This is a genomic window from Pandoraea sp. PE-S2R-1, assembly GCF_002179865.1.
Classification (GTDB): Bacteria; Pseudomonadota; Gammaproteobacteria; order Burkholderiales; family Burkholderiaceae; genus Pandoraea.
Genome location: NZ_NGUR01000010.1, coordinates 608,012 through 632,079, shown reverse-complemented (window position 1 = coordinate 632,079; position 24,068 = coordinate 608,012). Strand labels below are relative to the sequence as shown.

Genomic DNA, 24,068 nt, shown 5'->3' with positions numbered 1-24,068 from the left:
CGTTGGACGATGAAGCCCGCCGGCACCCGGCGATGGACGCGGATTGTCCTGGTTTCCCTGGTTGCTCTAGTTGCTCCTTAAGCAAACCCGGCCAAGCTTACCCCGCGTTCGCTTCGGCCGCGCCTTGTGCATGGCCCAGGAACGCTTCCTGCTGACGGTTGAAGTCCGAGTACTGGCGCTGCCAATCCGACGGCTGCGCCACCGGCGTGACCTGCACCGCCGTTACCTTGTACTCGGGGCAGTTGGTCGCCCAGTCCGAGTTGTCGGTCGTGATGACGTTGGCCCCCGACTCCGGGAAGTGGAACGTCGTGTACACCACGCCCGGCTGCATGCGATCGCTCACGATCGCGCGCAGCACCGTCTCGCCCGCGCGGCTCTGAATGCCGACCCAGTCGCCATCCTTCACGCCGCGTTCTTCTGCGTCATGGGGATGGAGCTCGAGCCGGTCTTCACTGTGCCAGTGGTTGTTGTCGGTGCGACGCGTCTGCGCGCCGACGTTGTACTGCGACAGAATCCGGCCCGTGGTCAGAATAAGCGGGAAGCGGCGCGTCACCTTTTCGTCGGTCGGCACGTACTGCGTGATCAGGAACTTGCCCTTGCCGCGCACGAATTCGTCGATGTGCATGACCGGGGTGCCTTCCGGCGCTTCGGCGTTGCACGGCCATTGCACGCTGCCCAACTCGTCGAGTCTGGCGTAACTCACCCCGCTGAAGGTCGGCGTCAGGCGCGCAATCTCGTCCATGATTTCCGACGGGTGCGAGTAGTTCATCTCGTAGCCCAGACGCTTGGCGAGCATGATCGTCACTTCCCAGTCGGCGTAGCCACCGCGCGGCGGCATCACCTGACGCACGCGCGAGATACGGCGCTCGGCGTTGGTGAACGTGCCGTCCTTCTCCAGGAACGATGAACCGGGCAGCAGCACGTGGGCGTACTTGGCGGTTTCGTTCAGGAAGATGTCCTGCACGACGATGCACTCCATCTGCTCCAGCGCGTGGGTCACGTGCTGCGTGTTCGGGTCGGACTGGACGATGTCTTCGCCCTGGCAGTACAAGCCCATGAAGGTGCCCGAGAGCGCGGCATCGAACATGTTCGGAATCCGCAGACCCGGCTCCGATTGCAGTTCGACGCCCCATTCGGCTTCGAACAGCGCACGTGCGCTCGCATCCGAGACGTGGCGATAGCCCGGCAGTTCGTGCGGGAAGGCACCCATGTCGCACGAGCCCTGCACGTTGTTCTGACCGCGCAGCGGGTTCACGCCCACGCCTTCGCGGCCGATGTTGCCCGTGGCCATCGAGAGGTTGGCGATGCCGATCACGGTCGTGGAACCTTGCGCATGCTCAGTCACGCCCAGCCCGTAGTAAATCGCTGCGTTGCCGCCCGTGGCGTACAGACGCGCGGCACCACGCACCAGATGCGCCGGCACGCCGGTGTGCACTTCGGTGGCTTCCGGCGAGTTCTCTGCGCGGGAAACGAAGTCACGCCATTGGCCGAAGGCACGATCTTCACAGCGCTCGGCGATGAAGTCATCCGCCATCAGGCCTTCGGTGACGATCACGTGGGCGAGGGCATTGACCATCGCCACGTTCGTGCCGGGGCGCAGTTGCAGGTGGTAGTCGGCGTGGATGTGCGGGCTCTTCACCAGATCGATGCGACGCGGGTCGATCACGATCAGCTTGGCGCCTTCGCGCAGACGCTTCTTCATGCGCGAGCCGAACACCGGGTGACCATCGGTCGGGTTCGCGCCCATCACCAGAATCACGTCGGAGTGTTCCACCGATTTGAACGTCTGCGTACCGGCCGATTCACCGAGCGTGGCCTTCAGACCATAGCCGGTCGGCGAGTGGCACACACGGGCGCAGGTGTCGACGTTGTTGTTGCCGAAGGCGGCGCGCACGAGTTTCTGCACGAGGTAGTCTTCCTCGTTCGTGCAGCGCGACGACACCAGACCGCCGATCGAATCGCGGCCGTATTTGGCCTGAATGCGCTTGAACTCCGACGCGGCGTAGTCGAGTGCCTCGTCCCACGACACTTCCTGCCACGGGTCGGTGATCTTCTTGCGGATCTTCGGCGTAAGGATCCGGTCCTTGTGCGTGGCATAGCCCCATGCAAAGCGGCCCTTCACGCAGGCGTGGCCTTCGTTGGCCTGACCATCCTTGTGCGGCACCATGCGCACGACTTCATTGCCCTTCATCTCCGCCTTGAGCGAGCAGCCCACGCCGCAATAGGCGCAGGTGGTGACCTTGGCGTGCTCGGCCTGACCGAGGTGAATGACCGACTTCTCTTGCAGCGTTGCGGTCGGGCAGGCGGCCACGCAGGCGCCGCACGACACGCATTCCGAATCCATGAACGGCTGATCCTGACCCGGCGAGACGCGGGCTTCGAAGCCGCGGCCCGAGATCGTCAGCGCGAACGTGCCCTGCGTTTCTTCACAGGCGCGCACGCAGCGATTGCAGACGATGCACTTCGAGGCGTCGTAGGTGAAGTAGGGGTTGGTTTCGTCTTTCTGGCTGTCGAAGTGGTTGGCGCCGTCGAAGCCGTAGCGCACTTCGCGCAGGCCGGTGACACCCGCCATGTCCTGCAATTCGCAGTCGCCGTTGGCCGCACAGGTCAGGCAGTCGAGCGGGTGATCGGAGATGTACAGCTCCATCACGCCCTTGCGCAGTTCCTGCAATTTCGGCGTTTGCGTGCGCACTTTCATGCCCGGCTCAACGGGCGTGGTGCACGATGCAGGGAAGCCGCGACGGCCTTCGATTTCCACCAGACACAGACGGCACGAGCCGAACGGCTCCAGCGAGTCGGTGGCGCACAGCTTGGGCACGTTCACGCCGCCTTCGGACGCCGCACGCATGATCGACGTGCCGGCGGGCACGGTGATCTGCTCGCCGTCGATCTCGAGCGTGACTTCTTTCTGCGACTCGCGACGCGGCGTGCCGTAATCCTTTTCGAACATCGGGTCCATCATGGTGAGGGCTCTCCTAGGCGGCCTTAGTCGGCTGGTTCGATGCTTCAGCCGCGCCGAAGTCTTCGGGGAAATGGTTCAGTGCCGACAGCACGGGGTAGGGCGTCATGCCGCCCATCGCGCACAGCGAGCCGGCCAGCATGGTGTCGCACAGGTCGCGCAACAATTTGATCTGTTTGGGGCGGTCGCGCCCGTCGATGATGCGGTCCATCACTTCGACGCCGCGCGTCGAGCCGATGCGGCACGGTGTGCACTTGCCACACGATTCGATGGTGCAGAACTCCATCGCGTAGCGCGCCAGCTTGGCGAGATCGACGGTGTCGTCGTGGGCCACGATGCCGCCGTGACCGAGCACGGCCCACAGCGCGGCAAACGCTTCGTAGTCGAGCGGCGTGTCCCACTGCGATTCGGGCAGATACGAGCCAAGCGGCCCGCCGACCTGCACCGCGCGCAACGGACGGCCGGTGATGGCACCGCCGCCGTAGTCGTACAGAATCTCGCGCAGCGTGACGCCGAAGGCCTTCTCGATCAGGCCGCCGTACTTGATGTTGCCCGCCAGCTGAATCGGCAGCGTGCCGCGTGAGCGGCCCATGCCGAAGTTCTTATAGAAGTCGGCGCCGCGATCCATGATGATCGGCACCGAGGCCAGCGAGATCACGTTGTTGATGACCGTCGGCTGACCGAAGAGGCCTTCGATGGCGGGCAGCGGCGGCTTGGCGCGCACGACACCGCGCTTGCCTTCGAGGCTCTCGAGCAGCGCGGTTTCTTCGCCGCAGACATACGCGCCGGCGGCCTTGCGCACTTCCAGATGGAACGTCTTGCCCGAGCCGAGAATGTTCTCGCCAAGGTAGCCGGCGGCATTCGCATTGACGATGGCTTCATTGAGCACATCGATCGAATGCGGGTACTCGCTGCGCACGTAGATGTAGCCGCGCGTGGCGCCGACGGCGATGCCGCCAATCGTCATGCCTTCGACGAGCACGAGCGGGTCGCCTTCCATCAGCATGCGGTCGGCAAACGTGCCGGAGTCGCCTTCGTCGGCGTTGCAGACGATGTATTTCTGCGCTGAAGGCGTGTTCAGTACCGTCTTCCACTTGATACCGGTCGGGAAGGCTGCACCGCCGCGGCCGCGCAGGCCTGAATCGGTCACTTGCGTGACGATGGCGGCACCGTCCATGGCGAGGGCGTTGCGCAGGCCGCGATAGCCGTCGTGGGCGACGTAATCGTCGACCGAGACGGGATCGGTCACGCCTACGCGAGCGAACGTGAGGCGTTCCTGCTGCTTCAGATACGGGATTTCTTCGGTCAGGCCGAGTGCGAGCGGATGATCGCCGCCGGTGACGACGTTCGCATCGAACAGAGCCGGCACGTCGTCGACCTCGACCGGGCCGTAAGCGACGCGGCCTGCCGGCGTGGCGACTTCGAGCAGCGGTTCGAGCCAGAGCATGCCGCGCGTACCGTTGCGCACCAGTTCGATGGCAATGCCGCGTGCGGCCGCTTCAGCGACGATGGCCTCGGCGACTTCATCGGCACCGAGGGCGAGGGCGGCAGAGTCGCGCGGCAGGTAGAGACGCACGGTGCCGGTCGATGGGCTGGATTGGGCGGGAGCTTGGCTCATACGGCATCCTTCGCGCGGGCGAGCAGGCGGTCGAATTTCTCGGGGGTGACGCGCGCGTGCAGCTTGTCGTCGATGGTGATGGCCGGCGACGTGGCGCACTGGCCAAGGCAATACACGGGTTCGAGCGCGACGTCGCCGCTATGGGCGTGCATCGCGCAACCGATGACGCGCTCGGCATGCGCGACGAGGGCGTCGGCCCCCATGCTCTGACAGGCTTCGGCACGACAAATCTGCACCACGTGGCGCGGCGGCGCACTGGTGCGGAAGTGGTGATAGAACGTGATCACGCCGTGAACTTCGGCGCGCGAGAGATTGAGGGCGTTGGCGATAACGGGCACGGCGTCCGGGGGCACGAAGCCGAAGGCTTCCTGAACGTCGTGGAGGATGGGCAATAGCGGCCCCTCCTGCGCTGCATGAGCGTCCAGAATCGCTTGCACCGTCGCGACGGAATAAGCCTCGCGCATGGCAGTTGTCTCCTGTTTGGCTTGCCGGGGGGACGGCGCACCTGCGGGTATGAATATGTTTTGTCTACCGCAATTAAATTCCGGCAAACCTGTTCGGCTTGCCCCGGGGCGAGAGGCCCGATAAAAACGCATCCGGAAGACGCGGCTCGGGTCTAGCGATTAGCGTTGACGCCGGATGCGTGTGCGGCACATAGCCCCCACCATATGCCGCACGAGCTGGCCTCTCGCCCGTTGCTTACATCATGAACCGGAACTGCCAAGCCTCGCTGATCTGCGAGCGGCTTGCCGCCCAGTTTCCCGGGCGGCGCTTTGTCACGTCAGAGGCGGCATGGGGAGTGGCCGTCTTGTCGGTGTCGAAGCGTCAGTATGTGAAACACGATATATGATATACGGTATACGTGCAATAGCTTGAGAGAGGGTTTGGCAGGCTCGTTTACCCGAGGTGGCCGAGGTGGCCGGGGTCGGGTGACTTGGATGATGCAGACGATGCGAAAGACGGGATGAAGCGGGGCGTCGGCGAGCGCGACGCGTAGAGGGCGGCTAATAGAGTATGCCGTGGAGTCGAATGAGAAGCGCGGGGAAACAAAAAAGCCAGCGGCACGAGTGTGCAGCTGGCTTTCTTTGTGCGCAGATGCGATGCGCTTGGCGGACGTCAGTCGCCGGTCATGCGATCAGTCGAGGAAGTCGCAATGCTCTTCGACGAACGCGGCCAAACCGAGGGTGTGGTCGCGCGCGAGCTTCTCGGCCAGTTCCGTATCGCGTTTTTCCAGCGCGGTAATGATCTTCAGGTGGTCGACAATCGAGCGCGCGGCCCGGTCGTTCTGAGCGATCGTCACTTTACGGATGGCACGTACGTGAATGAACAGGTTCTTGATGGTGTTCGCAATCGCTTGCGAGCCGCCAAGGTTGATCAGCGCCTGATGGAAGTCGATGTTGGCGTCGGAATACTCTTCGATGTGGTCCGTCGGCGGTGCGTTGACGAATTCATCGAACAGGTGACGCAGCTTCGCGATCTCGTCGTCCGATGCGTGCAGCGTTGCCAGACGGGCCGACATGCCTTCGAGGGCGGCCCACATCTGAATCATCTCGACGATTTCACGCTTGGTCTTGCGGATGATGAAGATGCCACGACGCGGCACAGTACGCAGAAAACCTTCCTGTTCCAGCAAGGTCATCGCTTCGCGGATCGGGGTGCGCGAAACGCCAAGCTCCTGGATGAGCTGACGCTCGTCCAGGCGGATCTCTTCTTTCCGGTTATAGATATCAGCGTCGGCGATGGCTTTTTTCAGCCGCGCATACGCCTGATTACGAAAACTCGTGGTGGTATCGATCGGCCCCAGCGCGAGTGGTGTCACTCGCTCCGGAGTTGGGGTGATCAGGGACATGCAATAGTCTCCTAGGTATTACGGCCTCCTCAGAGGCGCAATGCTTGCTGCCCCACGACGGTTGCCGGCTTCGTGACGAGTTTACCCGATTCGATTGCCTGCGTGGTTTCCGCCAGGTAAGCGAAGCGGCCATTCTTCTCGGCCTTTTCAAGCATCGACGCCGGCAGCGATGCGTACAGATGAACCATGGCAATACCGGTGGCGAGGGCGGCAGCGAGGGCGAGCAAAGTCAGCGCAGCGACAAACATGATGACACTCCTGAAAGACGAAAATTGATCAGTACGTGGGGGAGAACTTGCTTTGCATTGTATGTCGCAACGCAGCAAGTCTCAAGATATACCACATACGGAATATCAATATTTATCGTTTTTCGGGACGTTCTATGGGTGTCACCCCGGGTCGATGGGCCGATTTTGTCTCTTTTTCCGATAGTGCCGGGCGGGTCGATGCGCGGCGCTGACCTCCTCAAGTGTCCGGTTGGCGTGCAAGAGTGCGGATTTCGGGACGCGCTGGCGGTGCGTTGTCAGTCGCGTGTTCGAAGGCGTCCTCAACAAGGGGAAAACGGTGATATTGCGTTGCCGCGAAACCACAGCCGGTATTGCGTACATACCGCGGGCAAGCGGCGAAGGCGCCCAAAAAGGGACAAATACAAATCGGGACCAACGGGGCAGGGCACGATGGCGGCGAACCCGTCATCAAGTGGTTGCCGCCATCCCCCCTTCTATATAGATAGGGTGCGTGGCAATCGACGCATGCGCCGATCTGCCACACACCCTATTTCAGAAGCGAAATCCCGCGAATGGATCGGGCTCGCTCAAGTTTGCTCAGTTTGCTCAGGCGGCCTTGGCCAGTCGTGCCTGCGCAGCGGCGACAGCATCGGGCTGGGTCATGAACTCGCGTTGCTGAATCAGTGCGAGCACCACATCGAGCGTCGGCGTGGGCACGGCAGCGAGGCGGCCCATTTCCTGAACGACGGAGACGAGCGGATCGATTTCCATGGCGCGGCCGCGCTCAAGATCCTGAAGCATCGACGTCTTGTGCGAACCCACGGCACCGGCACCATTAATACGACGCTCGACGTCGACGCGGAAATGCACGCCGAGCTTGTCGCCGATGGCCTTGGCTTCGAGCATCATGGCGCGGGCGACGGCACGCGTGCCCGGATCGCTGGCGATGATGTCCAGCGTACCGTGCGTGAGTGCCGAGATCGGGTTGAAGCAGAGGTTGCCCCACAGCTTGAGCCAGATCTCATCGCGGATGTTTTCGCGAATCGGGGCGTCGAGCCCGCCTTCGGTCATGATCTTTGCCAGCGCTTCGACGCGAGGCGTACGCTCACCGCTGGCTTCACCGAGCGGAAACTTGTTGCCGTACACGTGCTGAATCACGCCGGGCGCAACGACTTCGGTGGCCGGATAAACCACGCAGCCAATCGCGCGCTCGGGGCCGAGCTGGCGCCACTGACGGCCGCCCGGATCGATACTCTCGAGGGTGCTGCCTTCCAGTGCGCCGCCGTGCTTATAGAAGTACCAGTAGGGAATGCCGTTCACGGCAGTTACCACCGCAGTGTCCGGCCCGATGAGCGGCTGCATGGCGTCGAGAACCGCCGGCACCGAGTGCGCCTTGAGCGCGATGATGACGTAGTCCTGCGGACCGAGCTCACGCGGATCGTCGGTGCAACGCAGCTGCGCGACGCGTTCCTCGCCGTCGATCAACAACTTGAGTCCGTGCTCACGCATTGCCGCGAGGTGCGGTCCGCGCGCCACCAGACTGACATCGGCTCCGGCGCGCGCAAGCTGCACGCCGAGATAACCACCGATGGCTCCGGCGCCATAGATGCAAATCTTCATGAAGTCTCCCTCCACAAATGGTCAATCGAAACTTGGCCTTTTATTTTTCTAATATCAAATGTTGTATATCGTATATCACAAGGCGGGAAGCACCAAGCTTTCCTGTCACTTAACGTGTCATGGTTTCCCCGTGGTCGACCCGCAAAGGGGCGAGAGGATGTGTGAGCGCGACCGTCATTGCGTTCGGGTGAATTGACGCGAAAAGCGGAGGACGAGTGAATTATTACGGTGTGTTACAGCATGGTCGAGCGTTCGTCGTCACGCATCGCTTGTGAGAGAAATTATCAAAAATATCGTCTTGTGCTCGTTTTAAAAATCCTCAAGGACGCCGATATAAAAGGGCGGAGCGCCTTATTCGGCGTGCCTCCCGGATCAGGTTAACTCCTTAGTATTTTCGCATTGCGTTGTTGCGGCGCTCCAGCCTACAGTTGCCTTACTGTATCTAGCCGCCACTTGGAACAGTGCCTCGCGTGCCGTGGACGTTTTCGAAGCAATGGACCGAAAACGCCTGCGGCACGCGAGGGGGATAGCGAGAAAAGCAATAAATTAGTGTTGACTTATATCTGATATATCGTATATTTCGTTCGGTATATTTGCGGTGGACGACGTCGCATCGCAAGCATCAGAGACAAAGTCGACGAGGCCAAGACCTCGTAAAAGCATACCCAGGGGGCATAGACCCCATCCGGAAGGTGTTGTTGTTGTGAAGCTGTCAAACAACTGAAAACCGATGGAGGAGGTACAAGTGGAGACGACAAATCAACACGGTAAGACATCCGTGTTCGCGAGCCCTTGGGTTCAGCTCGCGTTCGGCGTGATTTGTATGGCGATGATCGCCAACTTGCAATACGGGTGGACGCTGTTCGTCAACCCGATCGATGAAAAGTATCACTGGGGCCGCACGGCCATTCAGGTGGCATTCACGATCTTCGTGGTCACCGAGACGTGGCTGGTGCCGATTGAAGGCTATCTGGTCGACCGCTTCGGTCCGCGCCCGGTGGTGGTGGGCGGCGGTCTGCTTTGCGGGGTGGCGTGGGCATTGAATGCCTATGCCGATTCGCTGGCGATGCTGTATTTCGCCGCGGCAGTGGGGGGTGTCGGTGCCGGTGCTGTATATGGCACTTGCGTGGGTAACGCGCTCAAGTGGTTCCCGGCAAACCGGGGTCTGGCCGCAGGGCTGACGGCAGCGGGCTTCGGTGCAGGCTCGGCCCTGACCGTGGTGCCGATTGCCAACATGATCAAGAGCAGCGGCTACGAAAACACCTTCCTGGTGTTCGGTCTTGGCCAGGGCATCATCGTGCTGGTATTGGGTCTCGCGCTCGCTTCGCCGCCGGCCGCCTTCGAGGCACTCAAGAAGCTCGCCCCGGGCGCACGCCGCTACGACGCCAAGCCGACCGAAGTCATGCGCAGCCCGGTGTTCTGGCTGATGTATCTGATGTTCGTGCTGATGGCCGCCGGCGGTCTGATGGCAACGGCTCAGCTCGGCCCGATCGCCAAGGACTACGGCCTGGACGGCACGCCTGTCTCGCTGATGGGCCTGACGCTGCCGGCACTGACCTTCGCACTGGCCATCGACCGGGTACTGAACGGGGTGACGCGTCCGATCTTCGGTTGGATTTCCGACAAGATCGGTCGTGAAAACACGATGTTCATCGCCTTCGCGATGGAAGCCGCGGGTATCTACGCACTGTCGGTCTGGGGTCAACACCCGGTCGCGTTCGTGATTCTCACGGGTCTCGTGTTCTTCGCCTGGGGTGAAATCTACAGCCTGTTCCCGGCCACTTGCGCCGACACCTTCGGTTCGAAGTACGCCGCGACCAACGCCGGCATGCTCTACACCGCCAAGGGAACGGCCGCATTGCTGGTGCCATTTACCAGCGTCATCACCGCCACAACAGGTAGCTGGCACGCCGTGTTCATGATTGCAGTCGTCATGAATGCCACTGCCGCCGTACTTGCGCTCTTCGTGCTCAAGCCGATGCGCGCCCGACTGGCCCAACGCTACGCGGACAGCAGTGCCCGCGCCGCTGAGGAAGTCCTTACCAAACCAGCAGACTTGTCCCGCAGTACGACCTGAGGAACAGGCGCCGGCAGGAGTGCCGCGCGCGACACCACCAGACTTAACGGGGTAGCGCGCGGCATGCAAGACAGTATTGAAGTCCTAAAGTAATCGTCAGCGAAAGACGACGCAACACTGAAACCGGAAAAATTGGAGGAGAGAATTATGTCCATTGCGATGACCGTGCCAGTCGGCAAGGCGGAAAACAACACCGCGGGCGACACGCTCAAAGACAGCAGCCGACACGCGAACATCGTGTCCGAGGCAGAAACGACTGATGGTTTCCATCTGGTCATCGATGCCCTGAAAGCGAACGACATTGACACTATCTTTGGTCTGGTGGGGATTCCCATCACCGATCTGGCCCGCCTCGCGCAAGCGGAAGGCATGCGCTTCATCGGTTTCCGTCATGAACAGCACGCCGGCAACGCTGCCGCCATTGCTGGCTACATGACTCAGAAGCCCGGCATTTGCCTGACGGTGTCCGCACCGGGTTTCCTGAACGGCCTGACGGCACTGGCGAACGCCACCACCAACTGCTTCCCGATGATCTTGATCAGCGGCTCGAGCGAGCGCGAGATCGTCGACTTGCAGCAGGGTGACTACGAAGAGATGGACCAGCTCAACGCTGCCAAGCCTTACTGCAAGGCCGCTTATCGCGTGCTGCATGCAGAAGACATCGGCGTGGGCGTGGCCCGTGCGATTCGCGCGGCCGTGTCGGGCCGTCCGGGTGGCGTGTATCTGGATCTGCCGGCCAAGCTGCTGGCTCAGACCCTCGATGCGCAGAAGGCGAAGGACTCGCTGATTCGTGTGATCGACGCCGCACCGCGTCAGATCCCGGCACCGGACGCCGTCAAGCGCGCCCTCGACGTGATCAAGAACGCCAAGCGTCCGCTGATTCTGCTGGGCAAGGGCGCAGCCTACGCGCAAGCCGACGCGGATATTCGCGCGCTGGTCGAGAAGTCGGGCATTCCGTATCTGCCGATGTCGATGGCCAAGGGCCTGCTGCCCGATACGCATGAACAATCGGCTGCCGCCGCACGCTCGTTCGTGTTGCAGGAAGCTGACGTGGTGGTGCTGATCGGTGCTCGCCTGAACTGGCTGCTCGCGCACGGCAAGGGCAAGACGTGGGGCGCCGCACCGAAGAAGTTCGTGCAGATCGACATCTCGCCGACGGAAATCGACAGCAACGTGGCGATTGCCGCGCCGGTGATCGGCGATATCGGTTCGTGCGTGTCGGCACTGTTGGCCGGCATCGACAGCAACTTCGGCAAGCCGAGTGCTGAGTGGACGGGCGCGATTGCAGAACGCAAGAACAAGAATCTGGCCAAGATGGCGGCAACGCTCGACCAGAATCCGTCGCCGATGAATTTCCACAGCGCACTGCGCTCGATTCGCGACGTGCTGAAGGCGTACCCGGACATCAACCTGGTGAACGAAGGCGCGAACACGCTGGACTATGCCCGCAGCATCATCGACCAGTACCAGCCGCGCAAGCGCTTTGACTCGGGTACGTGGGGAATTATGGGTATCGGCATGGGCTTCGCGATTGGCGCTGCCGTGACGAGCGGCAAGCCGGTGGTGGCGATTGAAGGCGACAGCGCCTTCGGTTTCAGCGGCATGGAACTGGAAACGATCTGCCGTTACGACCTGCCGGTCACGACGATCATCTTCAACAACAACGGCGTGTATCGCGGCACCGACGTGAACCCGACCGGTGGCAAGGACGTGGCACCGACGGTGTTCGTGAAGGGCGCGCGCTACGACAAGATGATCGAAGCCTTCGGTGGTATCGGTTACCACGTCACGACGCCGGAAGAACTGACGAAGGCGTTGCAAGACGCCATCAAGTCGGGCAAGCCGACGCTGATCAACGCCGTGATCGACGAAGCGGCGGGCACGGAAAGCGGCCGCCTGACCAATCTGAATCCGCAAAGCGCGGCGATGAAAAAGTAACTCGAGTCAATTAAGGAGACATGACATGAGCAAACCCCTCGAAGGCATCAAGATCATCGACTTCACGCACGTGCAAGCCGGCCCGGCCTGCACCCAGTTGCTGGCATGGTTCGGTGCGGACGTGATCAAGGTGGAGCGCCCGGGTTCGGGCGACGTGACGCGTAATCAACTGCGCGACATTCCCGAGGCCGACGCGCTGTACTTCACGATGCTCAACAGCAACAAGCGCTCGCTGACGCTGGACACGAAGACGCAGGAAGGCAAGGAAGTGCTGGAGAAGCTGGTGCGTGAATCGGACGTGCTGGTGGAAAACTTCGCACCGGGCGCGCTGGACCGCATGGGCTTCACGTGGGAACGCCTGAACGAACTGAACCCGAAGCTGATCGTGGCATCGGTGAAGGGCTTCTCGGACGGTCACCACTACGAAGACCTGAAGGTCTACGAAAACGTGGCGCAGTGCGCCGGTGGTGCCGCCTCGACGACGGGCTTCTGGGACGGTCCTCCCACGGTGTCGGCCGCAGCACTGGGCGACAGCAACACCGGTATGCACCTGGCGATCGGTATTCTGACGGCGCTGATCGGTCGCGGCCAGACGGGCCGTGGTCAGAAGGTCGCTGTGTCGATGCAGGATTCGGTCATCAACCTGTGCCGCGTGAAGCTGCGCGACCAGCAACGTCTGGACCGTGTCGGTTTCCTGGAAGAGTATCCGCAGTACCCGCACGGCGAGTTCAGCGACGTGGTGCCCCGTGGCGGTAACGCCGGCGGCGGCGGCCAACCGGGCTGGGTGCTGAAGTGCAAGGGCTGGGAAACGGACCCGAACGCTTACATCTACTTCACGATTCAGGGCCACGCCTGGGAACCGATCTGCCGCGCACTGGGCAAGCCGGAGTGGATCAGCGATCCGAACTACGCCACGGCGCAAGCCCGTCAGCCGCACATCTTCGACATCTTCAAGACGATCGAAGAATGGCTCGCCGACAAGACGAAGTTCGAAGCAGTGGACATCCTGCGCAAGTTCGATATTCCTTGCGCACCGGTGCTGTCGATGAAGGAAATCGCGAACGATCCGTCGCTGCGCGCGTCGGGCACGATCGTGGAAGTGCCGCACAAGGAACGTGGTTCGTACCTGACGGTCGGCAGCCCGATCAAGTTCTCGGGCCTGAAGCCGGAAATCACGGGTTCGCCGCTGCTGGGCGAGCACACGGAAGAGATTCTGGCCGAGCTGGGCTACAGCAAGGATCAGATTGGCAAGCTGCATACCGCCAAGGCGATCTAAGCGGTTGTTATGAAGTGACGTAGGTCGTTGTGCAGGTGCCGCACCTTTTTCGGGGGCGGCACCTTTTGTCGCTTTTTCGGGACCGTATTGTCTTTTGATTCATGTATTTTTGTGGCATGTTTTAGCAGCAGAAAATCATCCCCCATAGAACAGCAGGAGACACCATGAGTGCATCGGTGGACGTAGCGCAGTTGGTTCAGGTCGTCGGCGATGCGATCGTCGTGGCCGACCCGAAAAACATCATCACGTTGTGGAATCCGGGTGCGGAAAAGATGTTTGGCTTCTCGGCGGCAGAGGCCTTGGGCCAGCCGCTGGACATCATCATTCCGGAGCGGCTGCGTCATCGCCACAACGAGGGCTATGAAAAGACCATGGCCACGGGGCAGACGAAGTACGGCAGCGATTTGCTAAAGGTGCCTGCGACGCACAAAGACGGCCGCGCGATGTCGATTGCCTTCACCGTGGCGCTGTTGCGCGATGCGCAGGGGCAGGTGAGCGGTATCGTCGCCGTCATTCGCGACGAGACCGCACGCTTTCAGGAAGACCGGCAGCTACGCAAGCGTATTGCCGAGTTGGAAGGAAAGGTCGCTGCAAGCTGAATCCGTTGCCAGCATCAGCGGGCAACGCAGACGCGAGGCAGCGAATTAGGCCGGTTGGTCGACGGCGATGTCATGGGCTTGTTGCGTTTCGGACGTTTTTGTCATTGCGGCTAGTGCCGGCAGCCCAGTCAATGCTGCACTGGCCCTGAGGCGTATGCGCGTCAGTGATTGCGCCATGCCGTCAATGACGCCGTCATCAACAAAATCTTCCCGAATGACGGCGTAGTGCGGATGCGAAGGGTCGTTGAGGGCCTGTTCGAAACGCTCGCCGAGAGAGGCTTTGTTGACGCCGGGCCGTGTGTAAATCCGATCGGCGAGATCGGCAACGGCTTCACAGGCGTTCTCGAGTTCGATACTTAGCGCGGGCATGACGATCGGCGGAATCGGCGTATTCCATGTCCTGTCCAACAGTTCGACGATTCTCGGGACGATGGCGCGCTGGAACGGTGCGTAGGCGCATGTCTTGCTGCATTCATACAACACATCCAGCAAACCCTCGAGCCTCTCCACGAGACTCTCTTCAGAAAACGTGCCGGGGTAACCGCCGGCATAACTCGCTGCGTCCAGCCCCATGTCGTCCCTGAGCGCGAGCAGCCCTGGATTCGACCTGATGAGGAGTGCTGCAATGTCGCCACGCTTTTTCGCCATCGCGAGGTGAAGTGTAGTGGCACCGCCATGGGGGTGATCGCTGGGCAGCGTCGCATCGATGGACTCGCCGGCTTTGATCAGCGCGCGAATACCCTCGGACCGGAGTCCGATTTGGAGTGCCCAAAGCATGGTCGGCAGATGTTTTGCCAGACTTGGGCACCCCATCGACCGCAGCCCGGCAATCATCGCTGCCAAACGCGCCTCATGCGCTGCGTTGGAAATGAATCGGTGATCGGGAACAGCCTCCGAGTACGCGAGCAGGGCACGTAGCAGCGTCATCTGAGGGGCCAAAAGCGCCCGGCTGGCAGCGTTGTCTCGCTGCACTTGTGCCGGCGGACCGACGCGCACGTTGGCGATGTCGTGTCCTAGCATTTGCAGCGCCAGCATGGCGCGCTCGTCAGGGAGCGGGGCCGACGACGACACATGTTGCGTGCCGGTGGGCGTGATCCAATCGACCAGTGCCGAGGGTTGTGGAAAGCGCTGAAGTGTCGTCCATAACGAGTATTCGGAGCCCTTCGAGAGGTCAAGCAGCCGTTGCGCATGCGCTGACGACAATCCCGTCGCAGCGACATCGGAGTGCTGCCATTCGGCGACAGGCTTGACGCACAAGCGCGCGATTGCGATACGTTGCGCGTTATTGCGCACGACGGTCCCATCGGCATGGCGTGCGAGCATCGGTTCGATCTGAAGACGCATATTGGTATCGCGCCGTCTCGTGGTTTCCGTGATGGATTCGTGCACATGGCCGTTGTTGGTAGCGACCCAGAGCGACTGGAGATCGAGCACCTCGAGATGGGCGCAAATGTTGGCATGCACATCGACGGGCAGATCATGGATTTCCAGCGATGAAGGCGCCGCTACTAGCGAGGGCGCCGGTGCGGTATCGGCGGTCGTCGCCATGAATCGATTCAATCTGCCGAGCGCGCCGTTCACGTCTTGCCGCGCGACGCCTGTGTCGTCGCTATCACTATCACTATCGGTATCGGTATCGTCCGAGCTGTCGATAGCGGCCCCGCAATCGTGCGGCGCATTCGTCAGCAGCCACGCCTTGGTCGAGTCGATGGCGCGGATCACACTGGCGTGGAGCGGCTCGACCAGCGACGATTCGCGAGTGGTTTCAAGATGCGTGAGCGTTGCGTGGGCGATCGAGGCGGCCGCGCGTGGCGCGACGCCGCTATCCGTCAAGAAGTGATGTGCGATGTCGCAAAGGCGGGTGATCGAGGCGTTGTCCGTCAATGGCGCGACCCGCTGCGGGCTTGCCGCTGGCTGGAATGCCTCGGGCGCTGCGAGCGACAGGTTGCACATGCGCCAGAGTTCCTTAAGGAAGGGATCGCCGGTGAACGCACGATGGGGGAGCGTCAGGTAGTCGGCAGGCGCACGTCCGGCATGGTCGAGGATGTGGGGGTCGGCCCCCTCTCGCAAGAGCAGCGAAATGATCGAAATATCTCGGCGAGCCATCGCGAGGTGCAGCGGCGTCGCCCCGGCATAAGGGTGTGAGATCGGCATGCGATGGGTCAATAGCGCGGGGTCGGCGCTCACCAGCGTGCGAATGACCACCTCACGCATGCCGTAGTGAACTGCCATACACAGTAGCGGGGCGTCTTTGCTAGGCGTTTGACACCCGATATTGATCAGTCCCCGAACGGAGGAAGCCGCAAGTGCGACGTGTTGCGGTTCCAATGCGGCGACCGATCGCTGCATGAGCAGCAAATAGAGACTGAGCGTGGGTATGACCCGGCGTTCGGTCGCGTTGGGTTGACCGGGCGCAGACGTCGGGTAATGGTCGACGGTCGTCGTGTGCAGGCGGTTTCCGAACATTTGAAACAACCGCATGAGGCGCTCGTCGGGTGGTGTAGACGGTGACGGCGCCTCACGGTGCGGAAACCAAAAATAGAAACTGTGGTTATTCGGATGCGCCGACAACATTTGCCATACCGTCGTCGATGCTCCGGCGGGCTGCCGCACATTCCATAAATCGATCATGCGACGGCTTTCAGACGGCGTCATCCCGGTGCTGCAAAGCAGGTCGGGCGACCAGTCGGACGGTGGCGTCACGCAGACTTCGGCGATGGCCGAACGCTGCTGGGCGTTGCGAAGCGGTGTGCCGTTGGGCGCCGCAAATCGGTGCACCAAACCGAGGCTCACGGCGCTGTCGCCTGCGCGTACGGCCTGGCGGATTCTGTCATGGAGTGCCGGGTCGTTGTTGCTCGTCCAAAGCGCGAGCAGTTCGTTGGCAGATTGTTGGCGCAGGTGCGCGATGTCCTGAGGGGCGAGGTTGGGGGAAGTGTTTTGTACGTGCGAAATGGCTTGCATAGGAGCTATTGCGTTGGAGGAAAGCGGAGGTGAATTGCGTGGGCGACGAGCCGGCGTGGCGTGGGTCAACGCGGGTCAGATCGCTGGCGGCATCTGGCGCAGGCCGTTGAGTCGTTTCATCAGGTGCTTGATCTTTACGCCCGTGCCACGGCGCCGGTCGTCGCGCCGGGCGGCACTTTTGAGCTCGGCGATCAACGCATCGCCCACGGCCGGCGCACCGTCGTGCGCTTTGTTAAAGAGGGCATCGCGCAATGCTGCGGGTGACGGGCCAAGACGGTCGAGCACGTCTTGGAACGCGTCGAGATCGTCGGGAACGAGGAGCGTGCACGCCATATCGATCAGATGCGTCGCAACTTGGGTGATGACGTGACGCCTCGCCAGCGGGTCAATGTCGACACCTGCCCATTGCAATTTTTCGATGGCGTGCGCCATGTTGCGCAGGCAGACGAGCGGCGCGGTATGGCGCGCACCCACCCACATGAACGGTGTTTTGCCGAGCGCGTCACGCGCATTGACGTCGGCGTCGGCGGCGATGAGCGCGGTCATCGCCTCGCCGTTTCCGTTGGCGCAGGCGAAGTGAAGCGCCGTGGCGCCTGCGAAGCGGGCATTCGCAGGCACGCGATCGTTCACGTCGCAGTTCGCGCTCAACAGCGCGTCCATCGTGGTCCGGCTGTAATTCCATTGCGCGCAGGCGCACAGCGCAGGCATGCCGCCGATGGAAAAGTCGCAGCCCAACGCCTTCAGGCCACGCATTAAAGAATGCGTCGACTTCTTACCCTCCGGACTCAAGTAGCATTGCCCGCCGGGCGGGTTCAGCCGTGTCAGGGCGGCCCTCAATAGGGCGCGCTCGGCCGCTGGCATCGACGACGATGCAATCGTTGCCGAGGCAATGTCGTACCCCACCATTTGCAGTGCCAGTAAAGCGCGTTCATCCGGCAGACACTTCGGATCCTGAGAAAAATACCCGATTGAGTTGGCCCACTTATGGAGCAGCGTGGACGGGTCGGGGAATTCTTTCAGCGTTTCCCAAAGCCACGGCGCGGAACTGTTCACCGATCGGTCGACGGAAAGATCGATCAGCCGTTGGGCATTGACTTCACTCAGGCCGGCCGTTCTCAACTGATCCACCCGCCACCATTCCGGCGGTATGACCAACAACTTGGCGATAGCGTCTTGCTGCTGCCTGTCTCTGACGGGATGCCCGCCGGGCATTGCCGCCAGTATCGGGGCCAGTTGTGCACCGATCTGGCCATCGCGAGCACATGCCGCGAGTTCTACCGCGCCGCGCACCGAAGCGTTTTGAGCGCTTATCCATAGCCTGCGCATGTCTTCCACGCCCAGATTGGTGAATATCAACGTTCGCATTTCGGTGGGAAGCGAACAGAGCGCCGAGGCGGCGCCGGAGGCATTCAGCGGATTCATGCGATTCGAGAGCATCCATTCAGCGGGTCAGGGAGGCGGATGCTACGGACCCGCTCGATCGATCGCTGTCGGAAATCTCGCGCGGATTGTGTTTCGCCGCAGGGGCTAGGTCATACCCCATCCATGCTTATTTATATATTTTGAATTCAATATATCAGTGGATGCGCACGTCTTATCGTCGACCGTTGCGAGAGGGCATCGACCGTCGCTGCATGCCTGTAAACCCCTACGGAGCATTTCGCAAGTCGTCATTGTTGCGACGCAAATCTTTAATAAATCAGCCGCTTAAGGCGATTTAAGCCATCAAATGCCGCAGCACAGCAAATCGCATCGGCAACAAATAGCCGTTGATAAAATATCGTGTATGAAATACTGTATATCACAGTAAGTTCATTGCATAAGCGCGTTCCAAGCGCATACCAAAATAAACGGCCGCTGCTGCCGTGCCCGAGGAGGAGACAACCATGTCGTCTGTAGCCATCGAACGTCCGCAATCCGACCAACCCACTGTCGTCTCTTCGCCGGCCGCAGCGGCGCAGACGATGCACGCCTAAGAACGGGAGTCGATCATGAGCAAGGCACTCGAAGGCGTGCGCATCCTCGACTTCACGCACGTGCAGTCGGGCCCCACCTGCACGCAGTTGCTGGCGTGGTTCGGCGCAGACGTGATCAAGATCGAACGCGCCGGCCATGGCGACGTCACGCGCGATCAATTGCGCGATATCCCCGACGCCGACAGCCTGTACTTCACGATGCTCAACAGCAATAAGCGTTCGATCACGCTCGACACCAAGCACCCGGAAGGCAAGGCGGTGCTGGAGCGCATGATTCGCGACTGCGACGTGCTGGTGGAGAATTTCGCGCCCGGCGCGCTCGATCGCATGGGCTTCACGTGGGAACACATCCACTCGCTGAACCCGCGCATGATCGTGGCCTCGGTGAAAGGCTTCGGCCCCGGCCCGTATCAGGACTGCAAGGTCTACGAGAACGTGGCGCAGTGCGTGGGCGGTGCCGCCTCGACGACGGGCTTCGACGACGGCCCGCCGATGGTGACGGGCGCGCAGATCGGTGACTCGGGCACGGGCTTGCATCTGGCGCTGGGCATCGTCACGGCGCTGTACCAGCGCACGATGACCGGTCAAGGCCAACGCGTGCTGGCAGCCATGCAAGACGGTGTGCTGAATCTGTGCCGCGTGAAGCTGCGCGATCAGCAACGTCTTGAACGCACGAATGTGATGGAAGAGTACCCGCAATACCCGAACGGTCAGTTCGGCGATGCGGTGCCCCGCGCAGGCAATGCGTCAGGCGGCGGTCAACCCGGCTGGATCGTGAAGTGCAAGGGCTGGGAGACGGACCCGAACGCTTACATCTACTTCATTACGCAAGCGCCGGTGTGGGGCTCGATCTGCAAGGTGATTGGCAAGCCGGAGTGGGTGGAACATCCGGAATACGCCACGCCGCGCGCGCGCCTGCCGCGTCTGCGCGAGATCTTCGACACGATCGAACTCTGGACGATGACCAAGACGAAGTTCGAGGTCATGAACATTCTCAACGAGTACGACATTCCGTGCGGCCCGATTCTTTCGATGAAGGAAATCGCCGAGGACATGTCGCTGCGCGAGACGGGCACGATCGTGGAAGTGGATCACCCGAAGCGCGGCAAGTACCTCACGGTGGGCAACCCGATCAAGCTTTCCGACAGCCCGACGCACGTGGAACGCTCGCCGCTGCTTGGCGAACACACGGACGATGTGCTCTCGGAGTTCGGTTATAGCTCGCAGCAGATCGCGGCACTGCGCGAAGTCGGCGCAGTGTGAATGACCTCAAGAAGTCGCGTCCGGCGCGCGCATGCTCAGGTGTGCCGCGTCGCCGGACCGTTACCGGAATGGCAAACGCATGAAGCTCTGGACCCGTTTCAAGACCGCCCACGGCCGCATCGGCTTTGGCCTTCTCAAGGGCGACCAAATCCTCGAACACCGCGGCAGTCTCTACGACGCGCCGATCGCCACGGGCGCCACGATCGCGCGCGACTCGGTCGATCTGCTGTGCCCGTGCGAGCCGTCGAAGATCGTCGCGCTGTGGAACAACTATCACGCGCTCGGCGCGAAGCTCGGCAAGGCCGCGCCCTCGCACCCGCTCTTTCTCATCAAGCCTGCCACGACGCTGCTCGGCCCGAACGAGGTGATTCGCCGTCCCGCCGCGTATGCGGGGAAGATCGTCTTCGAGGGCGAACTGGGCATCGTGATCGGCAAGCGTACGAGCAACGTTAGCGTGGAAGCGGCGCGCGATCACATCCTCGGCTACACGCTGGTCAACGACGTTACGGCCGCTGAAATCATCGGCGAAGACGAGAACTTCGCGCAGTGGACCCGCGCGAAGGGCTACGACACGTTCGGCTGTATCGGCCCGGTGATCGCGCAGGATTTCGACTGGCGCGAAGCGGAACTGGTCACGCAACTGGACGGCACGGAACGCCAGCGCTATCCGCTCGCAGACATGATCTTCAACCCGTGGGAGCAGGTCTCGCGCATCTCGCAAGACATGACGCTGCTGCCCGGCGATGTGATCGCCGTGGGCACGTCGGTCGGCGTGGGCTCGATGAAGGAAGGCCAGTTGGTGGAAGTGAGCATCGACGGCCTGGGCACGCTCGCCAACCGCATGGGCTGATGCACTGATTTCACGGTGGTCGGCCGGGGTGGCAATGGCCTGAGTCGATCGCCCTTTTTCATTCGGCAGTCCGGCAATTCGCGAGGCGTATCGCGCGAACGGCCGGACTGCCGCATGCATCCGTGGATATCAGCGAGCGGTGTCGGATCTGTCCGGACGGTCAGCCGCTTCGGGCGGCGGCAGCGGGCTCTTGTAAGCCATCATGCCGTCGATCAGGGCCGCGCCTTCGGTGAGCAGGAACTGGCGGAACGCGTGGGCGACGGGCGGCAGGCGCTTGCTGCGCCGATGCACGATGTACCAGCTCTGCCATGCCGGAAAGCCCTGCACGTCGAGTACGACGAGGTTGCCGGTCTGAAGCTCCATGCCGACGGTGTGGGCCGACAGGAACGAGACGCCCATGCCGGCAATCACGGCCTGCTTGATGGTCTCGGTGCTCGATATTTCCATCGCAATCTGCAACTGCGACATGCGATGGCCGAAGGCGTCCTGCATCGAGTTCCACGTGTCGGAGCCGCGCTCGCGACAGATGAACGGCTCGGCCGCCAAGCGTGCAAACGCTATCTGCCGAAGTCCGGCGAGGGCATGGTCGGGCGGTGCAACGATGACGTAGGGGTGCGGCGCGAAAACTTCGTTGACGGTATCGATCTCGTGGGGCGGGCGCACCATCACGGCCAGATCGGTCAGGTTTTCGGTCAGTTGGTGCAGCAGTTCCTCGCGGTTGTGCACCGTGAGGTTGAGGGTAATGCCGGGATGCTGCGCGGTGAAGGCGGCCAGCACGCGCGGAAAGAAGTAATCGCCCGCACTGATGACGGCCACGTTGAGCTTGCCGCCGGTAATGCCTTTGAGGTGATCCATTGCCTCTTCGGTTTCGCGAAAGAGGGCAATGATGGCGCGGCTGTAATGCAGCATTTCGCTACCCGCCGGCGTGAGAAAGATCTTCTTTCCGAGCTGTTCGAATAGCGGCAGCCCGGCGTGCGTCTCGAGTTGCTTGACCTGGGTCGAGACGGCCGGTTGCGTGAGGTGGAGTTCTTCGGCGGCGCGCGAGAAGCTCAGATGGCGCGCCACAGCTTCGAAGACCTTCAACTGGCGGAGCGTGGCGTTTTTCATGCGATGAAGTATAAGCAATCGTAGATGGTTTGCATAATTAACTTTAACTGTCTTTTATAGGTGGGGCTGCGTAATCTGCAATGGCAGCCCGCATGACAGAAGCGTGAACGAGGAGGGAATAAAAACCACCCGATCACGCACGGTACAGGCGGGTCCGCGTGTTCTGGAGACGATCACTGATTTGGGAGAGCGCCATCATGTCTGTCATCGAAACGCATATCAAACCCGCCGCCCTGGCTCCGGTTGCCAATGCCCATCTGCATGCGTTCAACAACGCGTTTGTCGAGTTGGGTCTCGACTGGCACTGGGATCACCCCACCTACCACTGGTTGTTGCGCACGACGGGCAACGACGACCTGCCGCTGGCCTATCTCGAAGGGGCGTCGGCGCAAGCGCTGCGCCATGCCGAGCTTGTGCTGATCGGCGCGTATCTCGATGGGCATCAGCCGCACCTGCTGCGTGCCTACGAACCGGAATTTCTGTGTGACCTGATTCACTGCACGAAGGTGCGCTGCTTCGAAGCGGCCAATGAAGGACGTTCGATGCAACCGCCGCGCTCCGTGCTGGCCTGAGTTTTACAACACGACAGGGGCCCAGACCCCGAGACAATAACCATGCATATTGGCATTCCGAAGGAGACGGTCGGCGGCGAATCCCGCGTCGCGGCCACACCGGAAACGGTGAAGAAGCTGGTGGGCGCAGGGCATCGCGTCACCGTAGAACGAGGTGCAGGCGATTCGGCCAGCGTTCCCGATGCGGCGTATGTCGCTGCGGGTGCTGCGACCGGTAGTGCGGCTGACGCATTTGGCGCGGAACTCGTGCTGAAGGTACGCGCACCGTCGATTGCCGAAGTCGGCCAGATCGCGCGTGGCGCGGCCGTGGTCGGCATGCTCAACCCGTTCGATGCCGAGAACAACGCCCGCATGGCGGCCGCTGGCATCATCGGCTTCGCACTGGAAGCCGCGCCGCGTACCACGCGTGCGCAAAGCATGGACGTGCTGTCTTCACAGGCCAACATCGCCGGTTACAAGGCCGTGATGCTGGCCGCCAATCTGTATCAGCGTTTCATGCCGATGCTGATGACGGCGGCCGGTACGGTCAAGGCCGCACGTCTGGTCGTGCTGGGCGCTGGCGTTGCCGGTTTGCAGGCGATTGCTACGGCCAAGCGTCTGGGCGCAGTGATTGAAGCGTCGGACGTGCGTCCGGCGGTTCGGGAACAGATCGAATCGCTCGGCGCGAAGTTCATCGACGTGCCGTTCGAAACCGACGAAGAGCGCGAGATTGCCAAAGGCGTAGGCGGTTATGCCCGTCCGATGCCTGCGGCTTGGCTTGCTCGCCAATCGCAGCTCGTGCATACGCGTCTGACCCAAGCCGACATCGTCATCTCGACCGCGTTGATTCCGGGCCGTGCTGCACCGACGCTGATCGCTGAAGACACCGTCAAAGCCATGAAGCCCGGTTCCGTGATCATCGATCTGGCCGCAGGACGTGGTGCCAACGGCGGCGGCAATTGCCCGCTGTCGGTGGCCGATGAGATCGTGAAGGTGCACGGCGTGACGATTGCCGGTTACACCAACCTCGCTGGCATGGTCGCGGCCGACGCGTCAGCCCTGTATGCGCGCAACGTGCTCGACTTCCTCAAGCTGGTGATCGACAAGGAAAACAAGCTCGTCATCGATACCAACGACGACATCGTTGCCGCGTGCCTGATGTGCCGCGACGGCCAAGTCCTGCGCGCCGCTTAAGGG

At 61.7% G+C, this 24,068-nt stretch carries 17 protein-coding genes; 8 read left to right on the top strand and 9 right to left on the bottom strand.

What is annotated here, in order from left to right:
- Positions 1 to 97: 97 nt before the first annotated feature.
- The 6 genes from fdhF to CDV44_RS13275 all read right to left on the bottom strand — a co-directional run bounded on the left by fdhF (position 98) and on the right by CDV44_RS13275 (position 8,273).
- Entirely contained in the window at positions 98 to 2,962 is a 2,865-nt protein-coding gene (gene fdhF / locus CDV44_RS13300) for a formate dehydrogenase subunit alpha (RefSeq protein WP_087688431.1), read from the bottom strand.
- 13 nt (positions 2,963 to 2,975) lie between these two features.
- Positions 2,976 to 4,577: an NADH-quinone oxidoreductase subunit NuoF gene (locus CDV44_RS13295; protein WP_087688430.1), complete on the bottom strand. Its 1,602-nt coding sequence runs from the start codon at positions 4,575 to 4,577 to the stop codon at positions 2,976 to 2,978.
- Positions 4,574 to 5,041, bottom strand: a complete 468-nt coding sequence (locus tag CDV44_RS13290; protein ID WP_087688429.1) for a formate dehydrogenase subunit gamma — start codon at positions 5,039 to 5,041, stop codon at positions 4,574 to 4,576. Before CDV44_RS13290 ends, CDV44_RS13295 begins: the two co-directional genes overlap by 4 nt.
- Before the next feature lie 671 nt (positions 5,042 to 5,712).
- Positions 5,713 to 6,426: a GntR family transcriptional regulator gene (locus CDV44_RS13285; protein WP_058379640.1), complete on the bottom strand. Its 714-nt coding sequence runs from the start codon at positions 6,424 to 6,426 to the stop codon at positions 5,713 to 5,715.
- 29 nt (positions 6,427 to 6,455) lie between these two features.
- Positions 6,456 to 6,674 carry a hypothetical protein gene (locus CDV44_RS13280; protein ID WP_058379639.1) on the bottom strand — a complete coding sequence of 73 codons (219 nt, stop codon included), beginning with the start codon at positions 6,672 to 6,674 and terminating at the stop codon, positions 6,456 to 6,458.
- A 585-nt stretch (positions 6,675 to 7,259) separates the two neighbouring features.
- The gene (locus CDV44_RS13275) at positions 7,260 to 8,273 is read right to left on the bottom strand and encodes a 2-dehydropantoate 2-reductase (protein ID WP_087688428.1); all 1,014 of its coding nucleotides are present in this window, start codon (positions 8,271 to 8,273) and stop codon (positions 7,260 to 7,262) included.
- A 730-nt stretch (positions 8,274 to 9,003) separates the two neighbouring features.
- Here CDV44_RS13275 and oxlT point away from each other — a divergent pair.
- From oxlT to CDV44_RS13255, 4 genes are all read left to right on the top strand, one after another.
- On the top strand, positions 9,004 to 10,350 hold the full coding sequence (gene oxlT / locus CDV44_RS13270; RefSeq protein ID WP_170935978.1) for an oxalate/formate MFS antiporter: 1,347 nt from the start codon (positions 9,004 to 9,006) through the stop codon (positions 10,348 to 10,350).
- Positions 10,351 to 10,497: 147 nt separating this feature from the next.
- Entirely contained in the window at positions 10,498 to 12,288 is a 1,791-nt protein-coding gene (oxc, locus tag CDV44_RS13265) for an oxalyl-CoA decarboxylase (RefSeq protein WP_212677111.1), read from the top strand.
- Between the two features lie 25 nt (positions 12,289 to 12,313).
- Positions 12,314 to 13,564: a formyl-CoA transferase gene (gene frc / locus CDV44_RS13260; RefSeq protein ID WP_058379636.1), complete on the top strand. Its 1,251-nt coding sequence runs from the start codon at positions 12,314 to 12,316 to the stop codon at positions 13,562 to 13,564.
- A gap of 164 nt (positions 13,565 to 13,728) precedes the next feature.
- Complete coding sequence (locus tag CDV44_RS13255) at positions 13,729 to 14,163, top strand: PAS domain S-box protein (protein WP_087688427.1); 435 nt, start codon at positions 13,729 to 13,731, stop codon at positions 14,161 to 14,163.
- Positions 14,164 to 14,208: 45 nt separating this feature from the next.
- On the opposite strand, the gene CDV44_RS13250 is transcribed toward CDV44_RS13255, so the two are convergent.
- The gene (locus tag CDV44_RS13250; protein WP_087688426.1) at positions 14,209 to 17,124 is read right to left on the bottom strand and encodes an ankyrin repeat domain-containing protein; all 2,916 of its coding nucleotides are present in this window, start codon (positions 17,122 to 17,124) and stop codon (positions 14,209 to 14,211) included.
- Between the two features lie 75 nt (positions 17,125 to 17,199).
- The gene (locus CDV44_RS28465; protein WP_170935977.1) at positions 17,200 to 18,546 is read right to left on the bottom strand and encodes an ankyrin repeat domain-containing protein; all 1,347 of its coding nucleotides are present in this window, start codon (positions 18,544 to 18,546) and stop codon (positions 17,200 to 17,202) included.
- Positions 18,547 to 19,115: 569 nt separating this feature from the next.
- Between CDV44_RS28465 and frc (CDV44_RS13240) the strand changes: the two genes are divergently transcribed.
- Together frc (CDV44_RS13240) and CDV44_RS13235 are read left to right on the top strand one after the other, a co-directional pair.
- A complete protein-coding gene (gene frc, locus CDV44_RS13240; RefSeq protein ID WP_058379634.1) occupies positions 19,116 to 20,363 on the top strand; it encodes a formyl-CoA transferase in 1,248 nt (415 codons plus the stop codon).
- Between the two features lie 79 nt (positions 20,364 to 20,442).
- The gene (locus CDV44_RS13235; protein ID WP_087688424.1) at positions 20,443 to 21,213 is read left to right on the top strand and encodes a fumarylacetoacetate hydrolase family protein; all 771 of its coding nucleotides are present in this window, start codon (positions 20,443 to 20,445) and stop codon (positions 21,211 to 21,213) included.
- A gap of 129 nt (positions 21,214 to 21,342) precedes the next feature.
- Here CDV44_RS13235 and CDV44_RS13230 read toward each other — a convergent pair whose 3' ends face one another.
- The gene (locus CDV44_RS13230; RefSeq protein WP_087688423.1) at positions 21,343 to 22,320 is read right to left on the bottom strand and encodes a LysR family transcriptional regulator; all 978 of its coding nucleotides are present in this window, start codon (positions 22,318 to 22,320) and stop codon (positions 21,343 to 21,345) included.
- Between the two features lie 197 nt (positions 22,321 to 22,517).
- On the opposite strand from CDV44_RS13230, the gene CDV44_RS13225 reads away from it, so the two are divergent.
- Together CDV44_RS13225 and CDV44_RS13220 are read left to right on the top strand one after the other, a co-directional pair.
- Positions 22,518 to 22,892, top strand: coding sequence for a hypothetical protein (locus tag CDV44_RS13225; protein WP_087688422.1), 375 nt, complete (start codon positions 22,518 to 22,520; stop codon positions 22,890 to 22,892).
- 42 nt (positions 22,893 to 22,934) lie between these two features.
- Positions 22,935 to 24,065 carry an NAD(P) transhydrogenase subunit alpha gene (locus tag CDV44_RS13220; RefSeq protein ID WP_058379630.1) on the top strand — a complete coding sequence of 377 codons (1,131 nt, stop codon included), beginning with the start codon at positions 22,935 to 22,937 and terminating at the stop codon, positions 24,063 to 24,065.
- Positions 24,066 to 24,068: the final 3 nt, after the last annotated feature.